14 protein-coding genes and 1 other RNA gene are annotated in these 17,496 nt (G+C 34.9%); 1 reads left to right on the forward strand and 14 read right to left on the reverse strand.

What is annotated here, in order from left to right; translation table 11 throughout:
* Nucleotides 1-59 precede the first annotated feature (59 nt).
* Nucleotides 60-432: RNase P RNA component class A (gene rnpB, locus PC_RS10195), an RNA gene on the forward strand.
* A gap of 41 nt (nucleotides 433-473) precedes the next feature.
* Here the strand turns inward: rnpB and PC_RS02180 are convergent.
* The 14 genes from PC_RS02180 to lon form a co-directional block, all read right to left on the reverse strand.
* Nucleotides 474-1,148: a CPBP family intramembrane glutamic endopeptidase gene (locus tag PC_RS02180; protein WP_011174998.1), complete on the reverse strand. Its 675-nt coding sequence runs from the start codon at nucleotides 1,146-1,148 to the stop codon at nucleotides 474-476.
* Between the two features lie 79 nt (nucleotides 1,149-1,227).
* Entirely contained in the window at nucleotides 1,228-1,902 is a 675-nt protein-coding gene (gene folE / locus PC_RS02185; RefSeq protein ID WP_011174999.1) for a GTP cyclohydrolase I FolE, read from the reverse strand.
* Between the two features lie 7 nt (nucleotides 1,903-1,909).
* Nucleotides 1,910-2,650 carry a TrmH family RNA methyltransferase gene (locus tag PC_RS02190; protein WP_011175000.1) on the reverse strand — a complete coding sequence of 247 codons (741 nt, stop codon included), beginning with the start codon at nucleotides 2,648-2,650 and terminating at the stop codon, nucleotides 1,910-1,912.
* A 48-nt stretch (nucleotides 2,651-2,698) separates the two neighbouring features.
* Nucleotides 2,699-4,285, reverse strand: a complete 1,587-nt coding sequence (locus tag PC_RS02195) for an ABC-F family ATP-binding cassette domain-containing protein (protein ID WP_011175001.1) — start codon at nucleotides 4,283-4,285, stop codon at nucleotides 2,699-2,701.
* 278 nt (nucleotides 4,286-4,563) lie between these two features.
* Nucleotides 4,564-5,709, reverse strand: a complete 1,146-nt coding sequence (locus PC_RS02200) for a tetratricopeptide repeat-containing glycosyltransferase (protein WP_181679020.1) — start codon at nucleotides 5,707-5,709, stop codon at nucleotides 4,564-4,566.
* Nucleotides 5,710-6,106: 397 nt separating this feature from the next.
* Entirely contained in the window at nucleotides 6,107-6,913 is an 807-nt protein-coding gene (locus PC_RS02205; RefSeq protein ID WP_011175003.1) for a MetQ/NlpA family ABC transporter substrate-binding protein, read from the reverse strand.
* Nucleotides 6,910-7,596 (reverse strand): methionine ABC transporter permease, encoded by a 687-nt coding sequence (locus PC_RS02210; RefSeq protein WP_044044759.1) that lies wholly within the window; start codon nucleotides 7,594-7,596, stop codon nucleotides 6,910-6,912. Before PC_RS02210 ends, PC_RS02205 begins: the two co-directional genes overlap by 4 nt.
* Nucleotides 7,593-8,618, reverse strand: a complete 1,026-nt coding sequence (locus PC_RS02215; RefSeq protein WP_011175005.1) for a methionine ABC transporter ATP-binding protein — start codon at nucleotides 8,616-8,618, stop codon at nucleotides 7,593-7,595. Before PC_RS02215 ends, PC_RS02210 begins: the two co-directional genes overlap by 4 nt.
* Nucleotides 8,619-8,734: 116 nt before the next feature.
* On the reverse strand, nucleotides 8,735-10,219 hold the full coding sequence (locus PC_RS02220) for a hypothetical protein (RefSeq protein WP_011175006.1): 1,485 nt from the start codon (nucleotides 10,217-10,219) through the stop codon (nucleotides 8,735-8,737).
* Nucleotides 10,220-10,774: 555 nt separating this feature from the next.
* Entirely contained in the window at nucleotides 10,775-11,764 is a 990-nt protein-coding gene (locus tag PC_RS02225) for a tyrosine recombinase XerC (RefSeq protein ID WP_011175008.1), read from the reverse strand.
* 36 nt (nucleotides 11,765-11,800) lie between these two features.
* Complete coding sequence (locus tag PC_RS02230; protein ID WP_011175009.1) at nucleotides 11,801-12,721, reverse strand: ribonuclease Z; 921 nt, start codon at nucleotides 12,719-12,721, stop codon at nucleotides 11,801-11,803.
* 1 nt (nucleotide 12,722) lies between these two features.
* Nucleotides 12,723-13,898, reverse strand: coding sequence for a rhomboid family intramembrane serine protease (locus tag PC_RS02235; RefSeq protein WP_011175010.1), 1,176 nt, complete (start codon nucleotides 13,896-13,898; stop codon nucleotides 12,723-12,725).
* A 3-nt stretch (nucleotides 13,899-13,901) separates the two neighbouring features.
* Entirely contained in the window at nucleotides 13,902-14,414 is a 513-nt protein-coding gene (locus PC_RS02240; RefSeq protein ID WP_011175011.1) for an adenylyltransferase/cytidyltransferase family protein, read from the reverse strand.
* 14 nt (nucleotides 14,415-14,428) lie between these two features.
* Complete coding sequence (gene lon / locus PC_RS02245; protein WP_011175012.1) at nucleotides 14,429-16,936, reverse strand: endopeptidase La; 2,508 nt, start codon at nucleotides 16,934-16,936, stop codon at nucleotides 14,429-14,431.
* Nucleotides 16,937-17,496: the final 560 nt, after the last annotated feature.

Here is a 17,496-nt window from a genome sequence, read left to right on the forward strand (position 1 = left end):
TTTTAGCCCTCTTAAAGCTGATTTTTGAGGGTTTTTCAAATGTTCTTCAAAATTTTTGTCTGGGAAGAGAAGTCATCGCTGCTTTTCTGTTGAAAGAAGAGGAGAGGAAAGTCTGGACTTCGCAGGAGAAGATACCAATGAAAGATTGGGGGCCGTAAGGCTACGGAAAGTGTAACAGAAAATATTCCGCTATTAAACACTTTGTGTTTTGATAGACAGGGTGAAATGCTAGCTTTGGGAGCTATGCCTGATTTGAGGAGACTCAAACAGTGACAAACCCTATCTGAAGCAAGACCGACAAGAGCATATTCTGTCTCCACAGAGCTCTCAAGAGTTGCTTGAGGATGTCGGCGACGCCATCCCTAGATGAATGATGACTAGGCTAACTTTTTTGTTAGTCGACAGAATCCGGCTTAATATCTTCCCAGACTTTTTTTATCCTCAAAGAATAAACAATCCTTTAATTTACTTATTTAGCGGAAGTAAATGTGACGAACGATAGCTATTTGAGGTAACATGAGAACCATAAAATTGGATGTAGAATGAGCTATTGTTGCTGAAAAAAGCCCATCTCGCTCTTTGGCGATTCCAAAAATGAGCCCTGCTCCAAACTGATGGAAAGGGAAAAGTTGCAATCCATTTTGAGGAGCATGAGCAAGAGCAAATAAAATTGAAGTGAAAAAGATTCGAGAGATTTTTAAAGCTGTTTGAGACTGAGCTAGGCTTGGACAATGGTTTTTTAAAAAAGGTGTTACTTTGTTTTTAAGTAATTTTGTTTGTATTAAATCCCTAAAAATGATCTCTTCTAGAATGGGAGTAGCTACGCACATAGAAAATATGTAATAAATAAGTACGGGAATATATAAAATTTTAATAAAAGTTTTTTGCGTTGCTGGAATAAGAGAGAATGTAGGATTGAATAGAGGCTTAAGTATTTGAAATACTTTAGAAGAGCCTAAGACTAAAGTAGCGCATCCTAAACCTGTTCCTATTGCTGTTACTCCATAAATAGCTCCGCGAGCAATTTGTTTAATATCAGTAATTTTTGAATATTCCACTAATACATCAATTTGGTAGTTTGTGACTTGATCCTTATAATAATTTATTGTGGTAAACACACGAGATGAGGACAATATTGATGTAGACATTTTTTCCTCTATCTGGATTTGTTATTTATTTAATAAGAATTTCTTTTAATTTTAATTCATATTAATCCAATAATTTTTTTTATTCAAAAACTCTTCGATTGATTCCTTCAAAAAACTCACGTCTTAAATTTCCATCAGCTCCGAATTGACCTCGTAAAACATTTGTAATCGTATGGCTACATTCATCTTGAATTCCTCTAGCCTGAACACAAGAATGAATCGCTGTCAAAGAGACGGCGACATGCTCAGTATTTAAAAGAAGGGCTAAAGAGTCAGCAATTTGAGCAGTTAATCTTTCTTGTAATTGAGGCCTTTTAGCAAAATATCGCACCAGCCGAGGAATTTTAGATAACCCAATTAATTGATTTGTAGGGATATAGGCAACATAAGCAAAACCTGACATGGGAACAAAGTGATGCTCACAAAAACTTGTAAAGCCGACTTTAACAAAAACCATATTGGCTTTATGTTCGTGATGAATTTCATCTTTGAAAAAACTTATTTCAGGAAAATTTTCTTCATCTAATCCCGAAAAAATTTCATTAACGTACATTTTGGCTACTCGTTCTGGGGTACGAGCTAAAGATTCATCTTCCACATCAAGCTCAAGTGTCTCCATGATGGCTTTAAAATGTTCAGCAATTAGCTTTATTTTATCTTGATCCGACAAGCGCTTTTGATGTCGCCGAATCGGTGAAGGAAAATTTGTGATAGAAGGAGGAATTTTTTTTTGAGGGAACTCTTTTTTTGTCATGAATTTTTTACTCATTATTAGGTTCTAAGGCAAGGTATTCATAAATTTTCGCAGTTTTCCTTTGACGATAGATTTCACCTGCCGTAATAGCGAAAGCATTGGCAACATTTAAAGAGTTTTTCCTGCCTCTTAAAGGGATTTCTATTAAATAATGTGCTTTTGTAAGAATTTCTTGGCTACAACCATATTCTTCGTTCCCCACTACTAATGTGAAATGCTCTGGAAAGATAAATTCGTATAGATTAATAGCTTCCTCAGAAGTTTCTAAAGCAATAATAGGTTGTGTCAAATCATTTAAATCTTCATTTTGATAACATTTTACCCATTGATAAGCTCCCATAGAAACATTTTGTACTTGTTTATGATTTGTATAGGGAGTTTGGGTAGAAAAATAAATGCTGCCTAAGGAGAAAGCTTCTACTGTTCTGATAATACTTCCCACGTTATGAGCTGACCGTAAATTGTCCAGATAGATAGAAATTGGCCAGCTAGGGTTTCCTGTAGAACGATCTTGCGTGCGTACAGTTGATAAAAGATGATGTTCTTTCTTTTGAAGTTTTGCTTTTTTTAGGTGGTAATGGTAACGGTTAGAAAGTTCTTGAATAGTAGAATTATTAAGAGGATTTTCTTTCATCCAATTAAGAAATTCGTGATAAAGCATAAGGAGTGAAGGATTTAGTTGATTTTGCAGAGAAAGTTCATATAAGTAACGAACTAGCTCTGCGCATTTTTTATGTTGTCTTTCCAAGGGGAGATTTAGAAACTTCCTGGAAGTAAAATTGTACATAATTAGAGATTAAGAATGACTTTTATGTAATAAATACTCTTCCAGATTGCCTTCAAAGAAATGGATGCCGTCTGGTTCAAAAGCAATAATTTTATTAGCTACAGTTGAAATAAGGTCTCGGTCATGGCTGGCTACCACAACGGTTCCTTTATACTCCGCTAACCCCCAGCCTAACGCAGAAACAGCTTCGAGATCTAGATGGTTATTTGGTTCGTCCAAAATAATTAAATTATGCTCAGATAAAAGCATTCCTGCTAAAATTAAACGAGCAGTTTCTCCTCCAGATAATGTTGCTACAGGTTTAAAGGCGTCATCTCCTCCAAACAATAATTTACCCATCACACTACGAATCTCTTGATCATAAATTCCTGGACGTCTTTCTTTCAACCAATCAAAGGCCGTTTTTTGCCCTTTTTTCTCGACAATATCGGAGTGTTCTTGTGGGAAGTAACTGATTAGAACTTGATGTCCTAGTTCAACTTGACCGTTATCTGGCCGTAAAACTTGTGCGAGCATCTTTAAAAGAGTTGTTTTTCCTCGTCCATTGCTTCCAATGATCCCAATTTTATCTCCTCTATCGAGTTCCATCGAAAAATGCTTGATAACAGGAGTGTTATCATAACTTTTACTTATTTCTTCAACTTTGAGTAAGATTTTCCCAGGCGCTTTCTCTGTAGGAATAAATCGAATATATGGACGTTGGATATTGGATTTTTTCAGGTCTTGAGGCTGCAAACGTTCAATTTCTCTTAGACGAGATTGTACCTGGCTTGCACGAGTTCCAGCTCCGAATCGAGCGACAAATTCTCTTAATTGAGAAATTTTTTTCTCTTTAGATTTTGCATCGGCATCTGCTCGTTCACGAACAGATGTTTTAGCAACGACCATTTCATCATAATTTCCTGGATAGATAATAATGGTTTCGTAATCAATATCTGCAATGTGAGTTGTAACAGAATTTAAGAAATGACGGTCATGGCTAATAACAACTAATGTTCCTTTATAATTATGTAAAAATTTTTCTAACCAACCAATCGAATCTAAATCTAAATGGTTCGTCGGCTCATCAAGTAGGAGAGCTTGAGGTTCGCCAAACAATGCTTGGCATAGTAGAACACGGAATTGAATGTCTGTAGGAACGGCATGCATCTTTTCATTGAAATATTCATTAAGAATTCCCATTCCTGCTAAAAACTCTTCAGCATTTGCTTCGGCGCTATAACCATCTTCTTCAGCAATGATACCTTCTAATTCTCCTAAGCGCATACCCACATCATCCGACATCTCTACTTCATAAAGGCTATCTCGTTCTTTTATAGCATCCCAAAGTCGTTTATTACCCATAATGACTGTATCAACAACTTTTTCATTTTTGAAAGCTTCAATATTTTGACGTAAAATCCCTACTCGATTAGGGAGAGTAACTGTTCCAGAGGTGGCTTCCTCAAAACCCATAATAATTTTAAGAAGTGTAGTTTTACCAGCACCATTTGGACCTGTCAAACCGTACCGGTTTCCTGCATTGAAAGTAATTGTGACATCTTCGAATAGAACACGACTACCAAAATTTTTTGAGATTTTAGAAAGAGTAATCATATTTTTTGCTAAGTACTTGGGTTTGGATTTTAAAACTCTAGCGGTGTCTAAAAGTAAATTTAATTTAAATTACAATCGCGAAAAAGGTTTTTTTAACGAGAGGCTGAGTAAAAAATGGTTCTCTCGGAAAAAATGACTCAATTTTGAGAATTTTCTCGAATACGGCTCTTTTTATACAAAATTGAACAAACTATATCACAAGATTGTACCGTTGACAAGTAGATATATAAATAAACCAAAAAGAGTATATGTTTATTAATTGAATTTTTTTTATTTTTTTATGGTTTTTTTTCTTGGGCTTCACTTTTAGTTTCGAGAGAAGTTTTTAAAATAGATTTGACTAAGTTGATCTGAGAAGCCGATTCTTTAAGCTTCAAATTGATCCAAACTAAATTCCTCTCTACGCATTCTCGTACATTTTCTGGAAGTCTAGCTTGTGCTAACATGGCATAGGAAGCCAAGAGCGCTTCTTCATATTTTCCAATCCAATAAGCGCAAATCGAGTATTCTAACAATAATCCCCAATCATAAATCCATTTTTCTACAAATAAAAGATCTGGACTATTTCTAAGAGGAAGGCCTTGAGCGGCAGTTTGATAGCCTTTTAAATAATTTTCAGATAACCGGTAATATTGGGCTAGTCGGTATAGGGGTTCTGCTCTTGTTGGGCGGTAAAGATAAGCTTGTAAATAGCTTTCAATAATTGTCTTTGGATTTGCATGAAGAGATTCATGTAATAAACCAATTTGTAGCAAAGACCAAAAGATTTCCTCATCCCATCCACCTAAAGCTATCCTTTTGTTATAAGCGGTGATCGCTTTTTCCTTCATACCAGCATCTTTGTATGTTTGTGCAAGGTAAAAAGCGTAGCGTAAATTATGGGGTTCTTCTAAGAAGGCTTCTTCTAATATAGCTGCATCTTTTTGATATTTTTGTGGATCTTTTGAACGAGCTCCATCGGTGCGTACGATGTTTGTAATGCCTGGCAAAATTTCGCAGTCTACCGTATTAGGCGTAGCTTGTAATAATTCATGAAGTACACCAACCCATTTCCAATTTAAGTGGTTATTAATGATCAGCGTTCGAAAATAGCTTGTATCATTAAAATTAGTTTGAACAAAGTAAAAATCTTTTTTTAGTTCAGGAAGTTTAAAATTTGGTTCATAAGTAAATGTTTCATCCGCATCGATGAATAAGAGATAGTCTGTTTTTTTAGAGGCGAGTTTTAAAGCTTCCGTTCGATTATGAGCAAAATTTTTCCAAGGGCGCTCATGTAATTCACCAGGAATGTCTTGCATGAATTGTTTAATAATGTCTTGCGTTCCGTCTGTTGAACCCGTATCCACAATTACCCAATAGTCAATAAGGGGCTTAACACTTGCTAAACAACGTGTAATCACTTCTTTTTCATTTTTAACAATCATATTTAGACAGAGAGTTTTTTTCTTGTCGGTAGCTTCTAAAATATGCGTTGGGTAATAAAAAAAGAAAAATAGACTTATTATATATATGAAAAAAAAGTGCTTTGAAATGAAAGATTGCCGAGAGATTAGATATTTCAGTTTAGAAGAAAAAAGATCAAAAAATTTTTTCATAGAATTGAGTTGGTAACTATTAATGAGATGACATCAAAAATGTATTTACAAGTCTTTTTTAATTTTTTATAGGTGCTTTTCTAACGTTTTTAACACTCAACTTAAGTATTAGGAAAGGAAGGTGATCCATTTAAACTAGTCTACAATGCATATGATTTTAGATTTAATAGATGTCATATTCAATGACAGATTACGAGTTTACCCATTTAAAAAAATCATTATAAAATTAAAAAGCTGGAATAACAGCTCCTCGGTAATGACTTTCGATAAAATCTTTAACCTTTTCCGAAGTCAGAACTTGTTTTAATATTTGTAGATCTTTTCTATTTGTTTCTCCGGCTCTGACTGCTACAACATTTACAAATTGAGAATTTTTGTCCTCTAAAGCAAGAGCATCTTTTTGCGGAGAAAGACCTGCTTGTAAAGCGAAATTTGTCGTAATGGCCGCTAAGTCTACATCATTGAGTGAGCGTGCTAGTAATGGAGAGTCAATTTCAATAAATTTTAGGTGATAAGTATTGTAAATAATATCAAATACACTACTCATCGCATCTGTTTTTTTCAGACGAATAAAGCCAAGTTGTTGAAGCATAGCTAAAGCTCTAGCTTGATTAGAGGGGTCACTAGGAATAGCTAAAGTAAGGCCATTTTTCATTTTTTTTAAAGACTTAAGTTTTTGAGAATAAAGTCCCATAGGTTCAAGGTGGACAGCAACAAGTGGCTCGAGTTGATAGCCAAAGTCTGCAATTTGTGCTTCTAAAAAAGGAAGGTGTTGAAAAAAATTGGCATCGACTTCCTTATCTTGAAGAGCTCGATTGGGGGTATGATAGTCATCGACTGTAATAATCGATAAATTGATACCCTGTTCTTTCAATTCAGGTTTAATAAACTCTAAAATTTCTGCATGAGGAACAGATGTTGCAGCTACTTCTAACTGTGTTTTTGAAGAACGTGAGCAGCTTGATAAAGCAACCAAAGCTACTAGAAGAGCAGGATAAAATGCTCCACTTATTTTTTTAAGGTATTTTTTCATTTATTCAAACCTTTGCCTCTTTTACGATTAATGTTTCTAGCGATTGCATGGCCACTTGCCTGAATAGCTTGCACAAGTAAGATTAGTAAAATAACCGTTATTGTCATTAAAAAAACATTAAATCTTTGATAACCATACTGAATAGCGATTTTTCCTAATCCCCCGCCTCCCATTGTGCCAGCCATTGCGCTATAGCCTACGAGATTAATAATTGTTGTAGTCATTCCAAGTACAATAGAGGCTAGAGCTTCAGGAAGTAACACTTTTAAAATAATCTGGATAGGAGTAGATCCCATGACCAGTGCTGCTTCTATGATTCCTTTATCAATTTCTTTTAGAGAAGATTCAATAAGGCGAGCTAAAAATGGTGTAGCGGCAATTGTCAAGGGAATAATAGAAGCTGTTGTCCCTAAACTTGTTCCTACAATCCAGCGTGTGAAAGGAATCAGAGCCACCATTAAAATAGCAAAAGGAAACGATCGTCCTATGTTCACAATCCAACCAAGAATTTCATGTAGCCAATGATTTTCTTTTAAATGCCCTTTGTCGGTAATGGTTAAAACAACTCCTAGAGGAATTCCAAATAACATTGCTAAGACAGCCGAACAAAAAACCATGTAAAGAGTATTCCAAAATTCAATAGGGATGAGAGAGAAAGCTAAGAGAATTTGGTTATGCTTCATAAAATGATCTCACAAATTATTTGCTTACTTTTTAAAAATGCTTGGGCTTTTTGGATATTTTGGGGTAACCCGGATATTTCTACAAAAAGGTTACCTACTATAGTTTTTTGTAAGTAATCCAACCCACCCGATAAAATATTGACTTCAATGTCAAATTGTTTGATAAGTTGCGAGATAATAGGTTCTTTGGCTTGATTACCTTCAAAACCCAGTCTGACAAGCAACTTATCAGGATTTCTTTGTTGGATCAAATCTACTGGAATCTGATCCCCATCTAAATGTAAAAGATGACGAGTCGCTTGATGTTGAGGGCGAATAAATACCTGTTTAACTTCTCCTTCCTCAACAATTTCACCTTCAGAAAGGACAGCGACCCGGTGGCAAATTTGTTTAACCGTTTCTAGTTGGTGTGTAATGATAATAATGGTTAAACCAAATTTTTGATTGAGTTCAGCTAAGAGTTGCAAAATAGAGCGCGTAGTTTTTGGATCTAAGGCAGATGTTGGCTCATCACATAAAAGTATATGAGGATGATTGGCAAGGGCTCGCGCTATGCCAACACGTTGTTTTTCTCCTCCACTTAAACTTGTGGGATATATTTCTTTTTTTTGTTCGAGTCCAACAAGGTTGAGAAGTTGATTAATTCTCTCTTCTTGAAAAACCTGTGAAATAAAACCAATTTCCATCGGATATGCAATATTTTCTGCTACTGTTCGAGAAGAAAAAAGTTGGAAATGTTGAAAGACCATACCCATTTTTTGCCGGATAGCACGAAGTGCTGCCGGATTTTTTTGAAATAAACTTTTTCCTTCAATTAAAATATCACCTTTTGAAGGGGCTTCTAAACCATTTATACAACGAAGCAGGGTAGATTTTCCAGCCCCGCTCATGCCAATAATGCCGTAAATGCACCCTGCGGGAATAGCAAGATCAATATCTTTTAATGCATATGTAGAGTGTTGAGAAGACGAATGAAGAAAGTTTTTAGAAAGTTTTTTGATTTCAATTAAATAATTTTTCATCAGGCTCGCTTCTCAATTGATATCATTATGAATACGGTAGATTTCTAAAAAATAAAGGTCTAAATTTTGAATTTAGAACTTTTTGGAATTTATGAAGAAGTAGTATGGATTAACTATCACACCCGACTACTAGTTTTTTTAGATTGAGATTGGAACTTTTTACTATTAGTAAGTTCAGAAAACATGTCAGTTGGCTGCTCATTAAGGTCCTGCTGCACAACTTTTTGCTTAGGCTTAGTTAAATAATCTTCATAAGAGACTCTTTGGTAAATAGGTTCTTTTTGATTATTAGAAACTTGATACAGGTTCGGATTTTGTCGATTGATCAGTAAACCTAATAAGCTTTTAAGCTGTTTTTTTAAATAATCATTCCACGTATCTTTAAAAAGGCTAAACTCCTGAGCTATTTCTCCTGTAGACAAAGTATCCCATTGACTAAAAATAATGTCTAAATCACATTGAAATAATTTATAGGTCGCATAGTCAGGATGAGTTTGAGTAGGGGCTATTCCATTAAAATATTGTCCAATAACAAATTGAATTTCTTGATTTGTGAGTTTACTTGCGGCAGAAATAAATTCTGGAAGAAATGTCTTAACTCCGTTATTTCCATTTACATGAATGCCTGGAATAGCAGTTGATGTCCCTTTGATGGTGATCTCATTTTTTTGTAAATCGTTTTTCATAGATTGAATCAGCTCTTGGATGTTTGCATCTTGAAGAGTAGTAGGTTCTAATTTTTCTAATCTATCAAGGATTGTTTTTATTTTCTCATTAATGGCTGTCGCTAGTTTTGCTTCTTCAGGGTTAATTTTATAAGAATAAAAACCGCTGGGGTTGGCTCTTTCCTTCAGATTTCTTTTTAATCTCTTAGATTCGAGTGTGTAATAGTCTGCTTCAGATTTTACTTGAGGATTTTCCAAAAATGAGGTCGTTGTCGCACCTAGCGGTTTTCTTTGTGTAGGGGGCGGAGGAGGGGGAAGAGGCGGAGGAGGGGGATTTATTGAAACGATTTGGTTAATTTGCCCATTTGGCGGAATTTCATGTTCTGTTGTAACATGCTCGGTTAAAGCAACAGTAGAAGGATCAGAGGAAATAATGGCTGGATTTGTATCAAAAGCATTGTGCTCAGCTTCAGAAACAGAGAAAGCGTTTGAGGGAGAATAATTCGTAGAGCAACTATTTGCTGCTTCAGCTAAAGATTGTGAAAGGGGATGAGGTTGAGAATTTCGTGTCAAATTGATAGAGTTAAGTAAAGTCTCTAGAAATTGCTTATCATCAAATTGTCTATTAAGAGGAGGCTTTTTGATGAAACGGAGAAAAAACTCCAGAAATCGCGGAAAAACGAAGGGACGAGAAAGTGTTGCTCGCATTTTTTTAAGCTGTTGCTCAAATGCGTCGACTAGATTTGGATTAAAAGCATCTTTATTATTATTGATAAATTGGATTACTTTTGCTTTGACAATTTCACAATCATTTTGATAATCGGCTGGAGGTACGACTCCATGACCAAAAACTTGAAAGTTTCCAACAGAATCGCAAGCCAAAACATTTCCACGATTGATGCCAATAATGATATTTGATAATTGAACATTAGCCATATGCAATCTTCTAGTTTAAGTTAAAAAACCTTTGTTTCTTATAAACTATTTCGAAAATATAAGCTAACAAAAAGACAATAACAGATTGAAACAATTATAAATATTTAGAATTAAAAAAAACTATTGAAATAAGAGGGATTTGGCCATAAATGTTTCAACCTTATTTTAAGCAAAGAATTGAAAAGAAATTTAAATGTTAAAAACTTTGACCTGTTGTTTAATCGAATTGCAAATTCGTTGGTATCGTATCTTAAAGTACTTTGATTTATGGGATTGATGGTTTTAGATCTAGCAATCTGAGCTTGCATGTCATGATAAGCGTTTGCCTGACAACTTGGCTCTGCTTAAGCATGTTACATAAGCTGTTTAATAAGAATTTGATGATTTTTCAGTAAATTAACAAATTCTTTGAATTCTTTTTAAAGATAAAGCTCTCATAAATTTATTCAGGAAATATTAATTAAAATTGAAAATAATTTAAATAAAAAAAATTTGATGAACTAATAGAAAATTCTTTGGTAAAAAATGTAGAATTTCTGACAAACAATTGGGAATTTAAGCTCTAGGGTGAGCATCGGCATAAACTTTCTGTTTGAGTTTTGTTGAAACCTGAGTATAGATAGTGGTAGTTGATAATGAACGGTGTCCTAGAAGTAATTGAATCGTTTTGAGATCCATTCCATTTTCAAGCCAATGTGTAGCAATTGTATGACGGATTGTGTGAGGAGTGACTTTACCAGCCAACCCACTTTTCGTCAGATACAAGTCAAACTTTCGATCGACGGATCGGGTGGTCAAACGGGTACCCCATTTATTTAAAAAAATTGCATTTGAATCAGATTCAGCTGAGTGAGTCTCTAAATTTTGATAACGCTCTATGTGTAATAGATAAGACTGGATCCATTTTGCAGCATTTTTAGTGATAGGAATAAGGCGTTGTTTTTTTCCTTTTCCTTTAAGCTTAATAGTCAAATTAGAATAATCAAAATCTTGCCGATCTAAGGAAACAAGTTCGCTCACTCGCAGACCTGAACTATAAAAAAGTTCCATGATTGTTCGGTCACGAAATCCTAGATAGGATGTAGTGTCTGGTTGTTCGAATAACAGACTGACTTGTTCATAACTCAAGGAAACAGGGAGTTTTTTATTCAGCTTGGGGCTTTCTAATTCTTCTGTAGGATTTATTTGAATCAAATTTTGCGTTTGAAGATATCTAAAAAAACTTCTTAAAGAAGAAAGACGTCTTGCAATCGTTCTTTTATTTTGTTGATTGGCACTTAGCCATGCTAAAAACCCTCGAATAGTTTTACGATCGATGTCTTCCAATTTTAAAATACCATCATGACAAGATTGACGTTGTTGATAACTTTCGCGAGCACAAATTTTAGGGCTAATATGTTCTAATTTACTTTCAGCAAATATTTGCTTTTCCTGATAATTTTTGAACAAATTTAGATCAATCGCATAATTTCGAATTGTATGCTCAGAAGCATTTTTAACAACTTTTAAATGTTCAAGAAATTGATAACAAGCCGCAATATACATGAATTTACCTTGCTCATATAAGACTATAAAATTTTATTACGATTTCAAATTAACTTTCGTAAAAGGAAATGTGATCAAATCGTTTGCCACAAAAGTATTAGCAAAAATAGTTCGAGCTTCTTGTTCAAATAATTTTAAATTTTGATAGCGAGCAGAAAAATGAGTTAAAATTAACTGCTTGGCATTGGCTTCTTTTGCAATCAAAGCTGCTTGCTTTGCTGTTAAATGGCTATGCAACCGGGCCAATTCTTTGTGTTCTTCTAAATAAGTACTTTCGCATAAAAGTAAAGTTGCATTACGAGCGATGTCAATAGCATTTTGGCAAGGAAGTGTATCTATCACTACAGAAAATTGATCTCCTTTTCTAATCCAGCTAACATCATCTAAATAAATGGTTTGCCCATCTAAGTTTAATTGTCCTTTTTCTTGCAATTCCTTGACTAAAGAGCCTCTGATGCCCCGATCAATAAGTTTTTGATTATCGAATTTTCTCGTATCTGCTTCTGTAATACGCCAACCGATATTTTCTATACCGTGTTGTAAAAAAGCCGCTTCAATTTTGAATCTTCCATCATCTTCGACTAAACCTGCTTTAGAAACTGGGTGCTCTACCACATGAATCATTTCATGATAAATTGTTCCATAGCGCAAACGATCAAAGTATTTTTTGCCGCTTGCAGGGTAATAACAATGAATCGGATGGCGCACTTTGTCTAAATTGAGACGCATTAAAATGGACCCTAATCCTAAACAATGGTCTCCATGAAAGTGAGAAATGAAAATTCGATTGATAACACTAGGAGCAATATTAGCAAAGATAAACTGTCGCTGAGTTCCTTCGCCAGGGTCGAATAAAAACCCCTCCCCATTCCATCTTAATAAATAGGCTCCATGATTACGAAAGCGTGTAGGTTGCTGACTTGAGCAACCAAGAATGGTTAGATCTCTTACAGACATATTAAGAATGGCTCCAACTGAAAAAATCCAATCGTCCCAAAATGATGCCGATTAAAGCCCCACTGAGATGGGCTGTATTAGCAATATGAGGAGCGATTTCAATTTGAAAGAATTTTTCTAAAAACAAAGAAACTAATTGTAAAAGGGCCATTCCTATAATGAAGAACATCATAAAAGAAAAAGATAAGCGATCTAATTGATACCCTTCCCAAGGAGTTTGATTCTGTCTGATCCAGATAAATGTTAACATGGCACATAGAATTCCTGAAAAACCCACAAAATTTGAGCCACTCATCAAATATTGGGATGTATTTGAAAAAATTCCCGTGATTAAAATGAATAACAAATACCGTGAAGCTTTTAATCGCAGTTCAAGTTGTTTTCCAAGGACCATTAACCAAAGCATATTGAAAAATAAATGAAAAATATCTCCGTGAAGTAAAGCAGGTGAAAAAAGGCGCCAAATTTGACCTTCACGAATCTTTTCGAACAAGGGGGGAGCTAAATCCCCTTTTAATGCGTTTTCAACTCTATTTTTTACAAATATTTCTTCGTAAAAACCTTTCCAAAAGGGAGTATGATGAATTTTTTGAAGTAAAATTTGTGCTTCCAAAGTTAAATTTGTGGGGTCTTTTAATCCTTCATAACCATACATATCAATAAAACGATTAATGAGTTCATAAAAGAGAGGATAGTCGTAAAGAAGGGTTTGATCAATAGGAGAAGAAACTAAACTTACAACTGATGTATTGGCTGGAATAGGAACAGAGGGTTTAATCAATTGAGTAGTAGCAAAAAGAATTGAACAAAGAATGAGAAAGCTACGGGTTATCCATCCCATTGTTGCTGTTTCCCAGCCATGTGTTTTTCGTGTTGAAGATGGTTCAATTTCTGGATTAGATATTGGAGATGGGGAGAATGAAGAAGATGAGATAGGCTGAACAAAATGAAAAATAGGGTCGGAGGGGTTTTCTTTGAAATGAGTCAACCACTGAATGGCTTGCTCTACTTGATCTTCGTCATGAATCCATATCTTACATTGACTCGAGCCGTAATCTGCACTACCCCAATCATAATTAGGTTCCATTTCTAGTTGATGTGCTATTTCTTTTTGATGAAGAAAAGATGAGAAAGTTAGTCCTTTTTTTTCATCTTCTAAGATGCCGATTATACGCATGATTCAAATTAGCCCCTGAATTTTTTTTATAATAGAAGAAGTAGATAGGCCTGGCATGAGGGGAACAATATGAATTTTTCCTCCATTTTGACAAACAGTTTCAGCTTCGATACATTGATGGCCATATTCAGAACCGTTGACATGGATATTAGGTTTAATTTTAGAAAGTAGGTGGCAAGGATCCATTTCTTCAAACCAAGTCACGAAATTTACAAACTCTAATGCAGCCATCATTTGGAGTCGATACTCTAAAGAAATCAAAGGGCGATTTGGGTTTTTATAGCGCTTAATGGATTCATCACTATTTAGTGCGACAATTAATACATCACCTAATTGAGATGCTTCATAAATAATTTGCAAATGTCCCGCATGTAGGAGATCGAAAGAGCCGTTCAATGTGACAATTACTGCCTCATTTGAACGAAGCGAGGTAATTTTCTGATTCAATTCCTCAGGAACAATGACTTTTTGTTTATAGGCAATTGACCACGGAACTAGCTCAATTGTTTTGCTCATCACTTACCCTTCACTTAACAAAGCTTCATTTGGTGTTTATTAGGAAAAGAAATTTTAAAGACTTGATCATAATGGTCAACAAAATGCACGGTAATTCCTTTTCGAATATATTCTGGGAGTTCTTCATAATCTCTAAGATTATCTTTTGGAAAGATTAAAACTTTTAGTCCCGAACGTCTAGCGGCAACAAGTTTTTCTTTCACTCCACCAATTGGAAGAACGCGGCCTGTTAAAGTAAGTTCTCCCGTCATCCCTAAATTATCTAAGACAGGGGTATCTAAAATTAAAGAAAGTAAAGAAGTCACCATAGTTATTCCAGCTGAAGGCCCATCTTTTGGTGTAGCTCCTTCAGGGATATGAATATGAACTTGCGATTTTTCAAAAAATGTATATCCAGGAGCGTATTTGTGAATTGAAGAATGGACATAGCTCCAAGCTATCTCAGCCGACTCCTTCATCACATCACCTGCTTGACCTGTTAATTTCATAACTGTTTTTTCGCCGGCAACTTTGATGGATTCAATATAAAGTGTAGCTCCTCCCATTGCCGTCCAGGCTAATCCCATGCAAACTCCGACAGGCGTTCTTTCATAAAAGCGGTCGCTGGTGAAGACTGGTTTACCTAAAAAATCTTTTAAATTTGAGGGAGTAATTGAATGTTTAGTAGGAACAAATGCGATAGGTTTTTTGCTTCTGGAAGATTTTTTCTTTTTAGCCTGCTCTTTATCGTGTTCTTCTTGTTCTCTAACAATGTTGACAGCAAGTTTTCGCAATATTTTTTTGAGCAGATTTTCGAGATTACGTACCCCAGATTCTCTAGCATAGCCATTGATAATAGATCGAAGCGCTTCTTGAGTGAAGGAAACTTCTAATGCTTTTAATCCCATTTCTTTTCGATTGCGAGGAATGAGGTACTTTTTCGCTATTTCTAATTTTTCTTGCATGATGTAACCAGATAAGCGAAGAATATCCATTCGATCTTTTAAGGGTTCGGGAATGGTATCTAAAACGTTTGCAGTTACGATAAATAACACCTCGGATAGATTGCAGCGTACATCAAGGTAATGATCTAAAAACTCAGCATTTTGTTCCGGATCTAAAACTTCTAAAAGGGCAGATGCTGGGTCTCCCTGAAAACTTTTTCCCATTTTATCCACTTCATCAAGCATGATAACAGGATTCATTGTTTGACAATATTTTAAGGCTTGAATCATTTTTCCAGGCATAGCGCCTACATAAGTACGACGATGCCCTTTGATTTCCGCCTCATCTCGCATTCCTCCAACAGAAAAACGATAAAATTTCCTATTAAGAGCTCTGGCTATACTTTTTCCAATGCTGGTTTTACCTACACCTGGAGGGCCAACTAAACAAATAATACTACCTCGAACACCTTTAGCTAATTTACCCACACCAATAAACTCTAAAATCCTTTGCTTGATATCTTCTAAGCCATAATGATCATGAGCTAAAATTTTTTCAGCTTCTTCTAAATTGTGGTTTTCTTGACTATAAATACCCCAAGGTATTGTTGTTAGCCAATCTAAATATCCTCTTACTACGCTATATTCAGCTGATTGCATGTCTAAAACGCTTAATTTCTCAAGTTCTTCTGTAATCACTTTCATAACATCAGAAGGGACAACTCTTTCTTTTAATCTTGCCTCGAATTTTTCTCGATCAAGCGATTTATCATCTCGCTCAATTCCCAATTCTTTTTTAATTGTTTTAAGCTGTTCTCTTAAGAAAAAATCTTTTTGGCTTTTATTAATCGTTGCTTCAATTTTTTGATTGATATTGTGTTGTAAGATACTAATATCGAGCTCTTTTTTAAGTAAAATCAAGGCTTTATCGATACGTTTTCGAATATCAAATGTTTCTAAAACATCTTGCAACTCTTCTCTAGAAGCAGTTGTCAAAGCAACTGCGAAGTCAGCCAATTTACCAGGTTCTGTAAAGTCAGAGTGTCCTAAGAAGATTTGAAGCTCTTCTTTAAAGAGAGGGTTGAGTTTTAAAAGTTCTTTAATAGTTGAAAGAATACTAATAGCATAAGCTTTTAATTCGGTGGTCAGAATAGGATCGTCTTCTATATAGCTAACATTGGCTTTAAGAGTTTTTGTTTCTGAGGTGGGTTTTTCAATTTTAATTCGTCGTTCCATGTTCAGGATAACTTGCGCACCCCCTTGTTCCATGGGAATAATTCTCAAAACTCTAGCCAATACACCAATTTGATAAAGATCGGAGAATCCCACCTTATAAATTTCTGCTTGTTCGGAACGCGTTAGTACTAAACCCACACATTTGTGATCAGATTTAGCAACAACCTTTAATACCTCGTAAAAAGGACCTGGCTCAATGACTAAAGGAGCTGCCATTCCTGGAAAGAAAGGACGACGTAAAAGAGGAAAAACATGAACTTGTTCTGGAAGCTGTCCATTTATTTTACTAAGCTGATTATCTTCCAGGGAATTCAAAGCATTTTCAAATTCTGTTTCTAGTGCGTCAATTGGTTCTTCCAGCATTTAGCATCCTAATAAAGAAAGTTAATGGATTTCTTTCTAAACATTTAGTTTATTTTTGGGAGTGTATTTTTCCCTATAAAGATAAGTGTTGAATATCTAGAAATCTCTGTTTAAGTAACTAAAACAGCGATTTGTCATGATTTTGCATTAACGATGTAATTTTCCAACTTAGTCAGTTTACAGATTTAAGACTAATTATTCAATCTTAGGAGATAACTTCACAGATTTTCTTGTAAAATGGGTTGGATTTTATAGCTGTTTGATTGCCAAGTTGTTCACATTGAGCGCCTGATAAAAAAGATTTGTTTATAATTTGAAAATTGTTTATGGAGATCTAAACCATGCAATTCTTTTCAAAAAGGCCTAGTAGAGTTGATAACATAAATTTGAGATAGAAGAAATTGCTATGGGAATACATAGAATAAGCCTATTAAAAGCATAGGGTGAACTATTGTTTGATCCAATTCATCAGATTATTTTCTATAATAACGTGACATTAAATTTTTAAATAAAAAAAGTTTTCATCCAAATTTTTTAGATCAGAATTTAAAGCTTTTTAG

This window comes from Candidatus Protochlamydia amoebophila UWE25 (assembly GCF_000011565.2).
GTDB lineage: Bacteria > Chlamydiota > Chlamydiia > Chlamydiales > Parachlamydiaceae > Protochlamydia > Protochlamydia amoebophila.

Coding starts and splice junctions, on each gene's coding strand:
- PC_RS02180 (WP_011174998.1), bottom strand. CDS start 1,148: ATGTCTACATCAATATTGTCCTCATCTCGTGTGTTTACCACAATAAAT.
- folE (WP_011174999.1), bottom strand. CDS start 1,902: ATGACAAAAAAAGAGTTCCCTCAAAAAAAAATTCCTCCTTCTATCACA.
- PC_RS02195 (WP_011175001.1), bottom strand. CDS start 4,285: ATGATTACTCTTTCTAAAATCTCAAAAAATTTTGGTAGTCGTGTTCTA.
- PC_RS02200 (WP_181679020.1), bottom strand. CDS start 5,709: ATGATTGTTAAAAATGAAAAAGAAGTGATTACACGTTGTTTAGCAAGT.
- PC_RS02205 (WP_011175003.1), bottom strand. CDS start 6,913: ATGAAAAAATACCTTAAAAAAATAAGTGGAGCATTTTATCCTGCTCTT.
- PC_RS02210 (WP_044044759.1), bottom strand. CDS start 7,596: ATGAAGCATAACCAAATTCTCTTAGCTTTCTCTCTCATCCCTATTGAA.
- PC_RS02215 (WP_011175005.1), bottom strand. CDS start 8,618: ATGAAAAATTATTTAATTGAAATCAAAAAACTTTCTAAAAACTTTCTT.
- PC_RS02220 (WP_011175006.1), bottom strand. CDS start 10,219: ATGGCTAATGTTCAATTATCAAATATCATTATTGGCATCAATCGTGGA.
- PC_RS02225 (WP_011175008.1), bottom strand. CDS start 11,764: ATGTATATTGCGGCTTGTTATCAATTTCTTGAACATTTAAAAGTTGTT.
- PC_RS02230 (WP_011175009.1), bottom strand. CDS start 12,721: ATGTCTGTAAGAGATCTAACCATTCTTGGTTGCTCAAGTCAGCAACCT.
- PC_RS02235 (WP_011175010.1), bottom strand. CDS start 13,898: ATGCGTATAATCGGCATCTTAGAAGATGAAAAAAAAGGACTAACTTTC.
- PC_RS02240 (WP_011175011.1), bottom strand. CDS start 14,414: ATGAGCAAAACAATTGAGCTAGTTCCGTGGTCAATTGCCTATAAACAA.
- lon (WP_011175012.1), bottom strand. CDS start 16,936: ATGCTGGAAGAACCAATTGACGCACTAGAAACAGAATTTGAAAATGCT.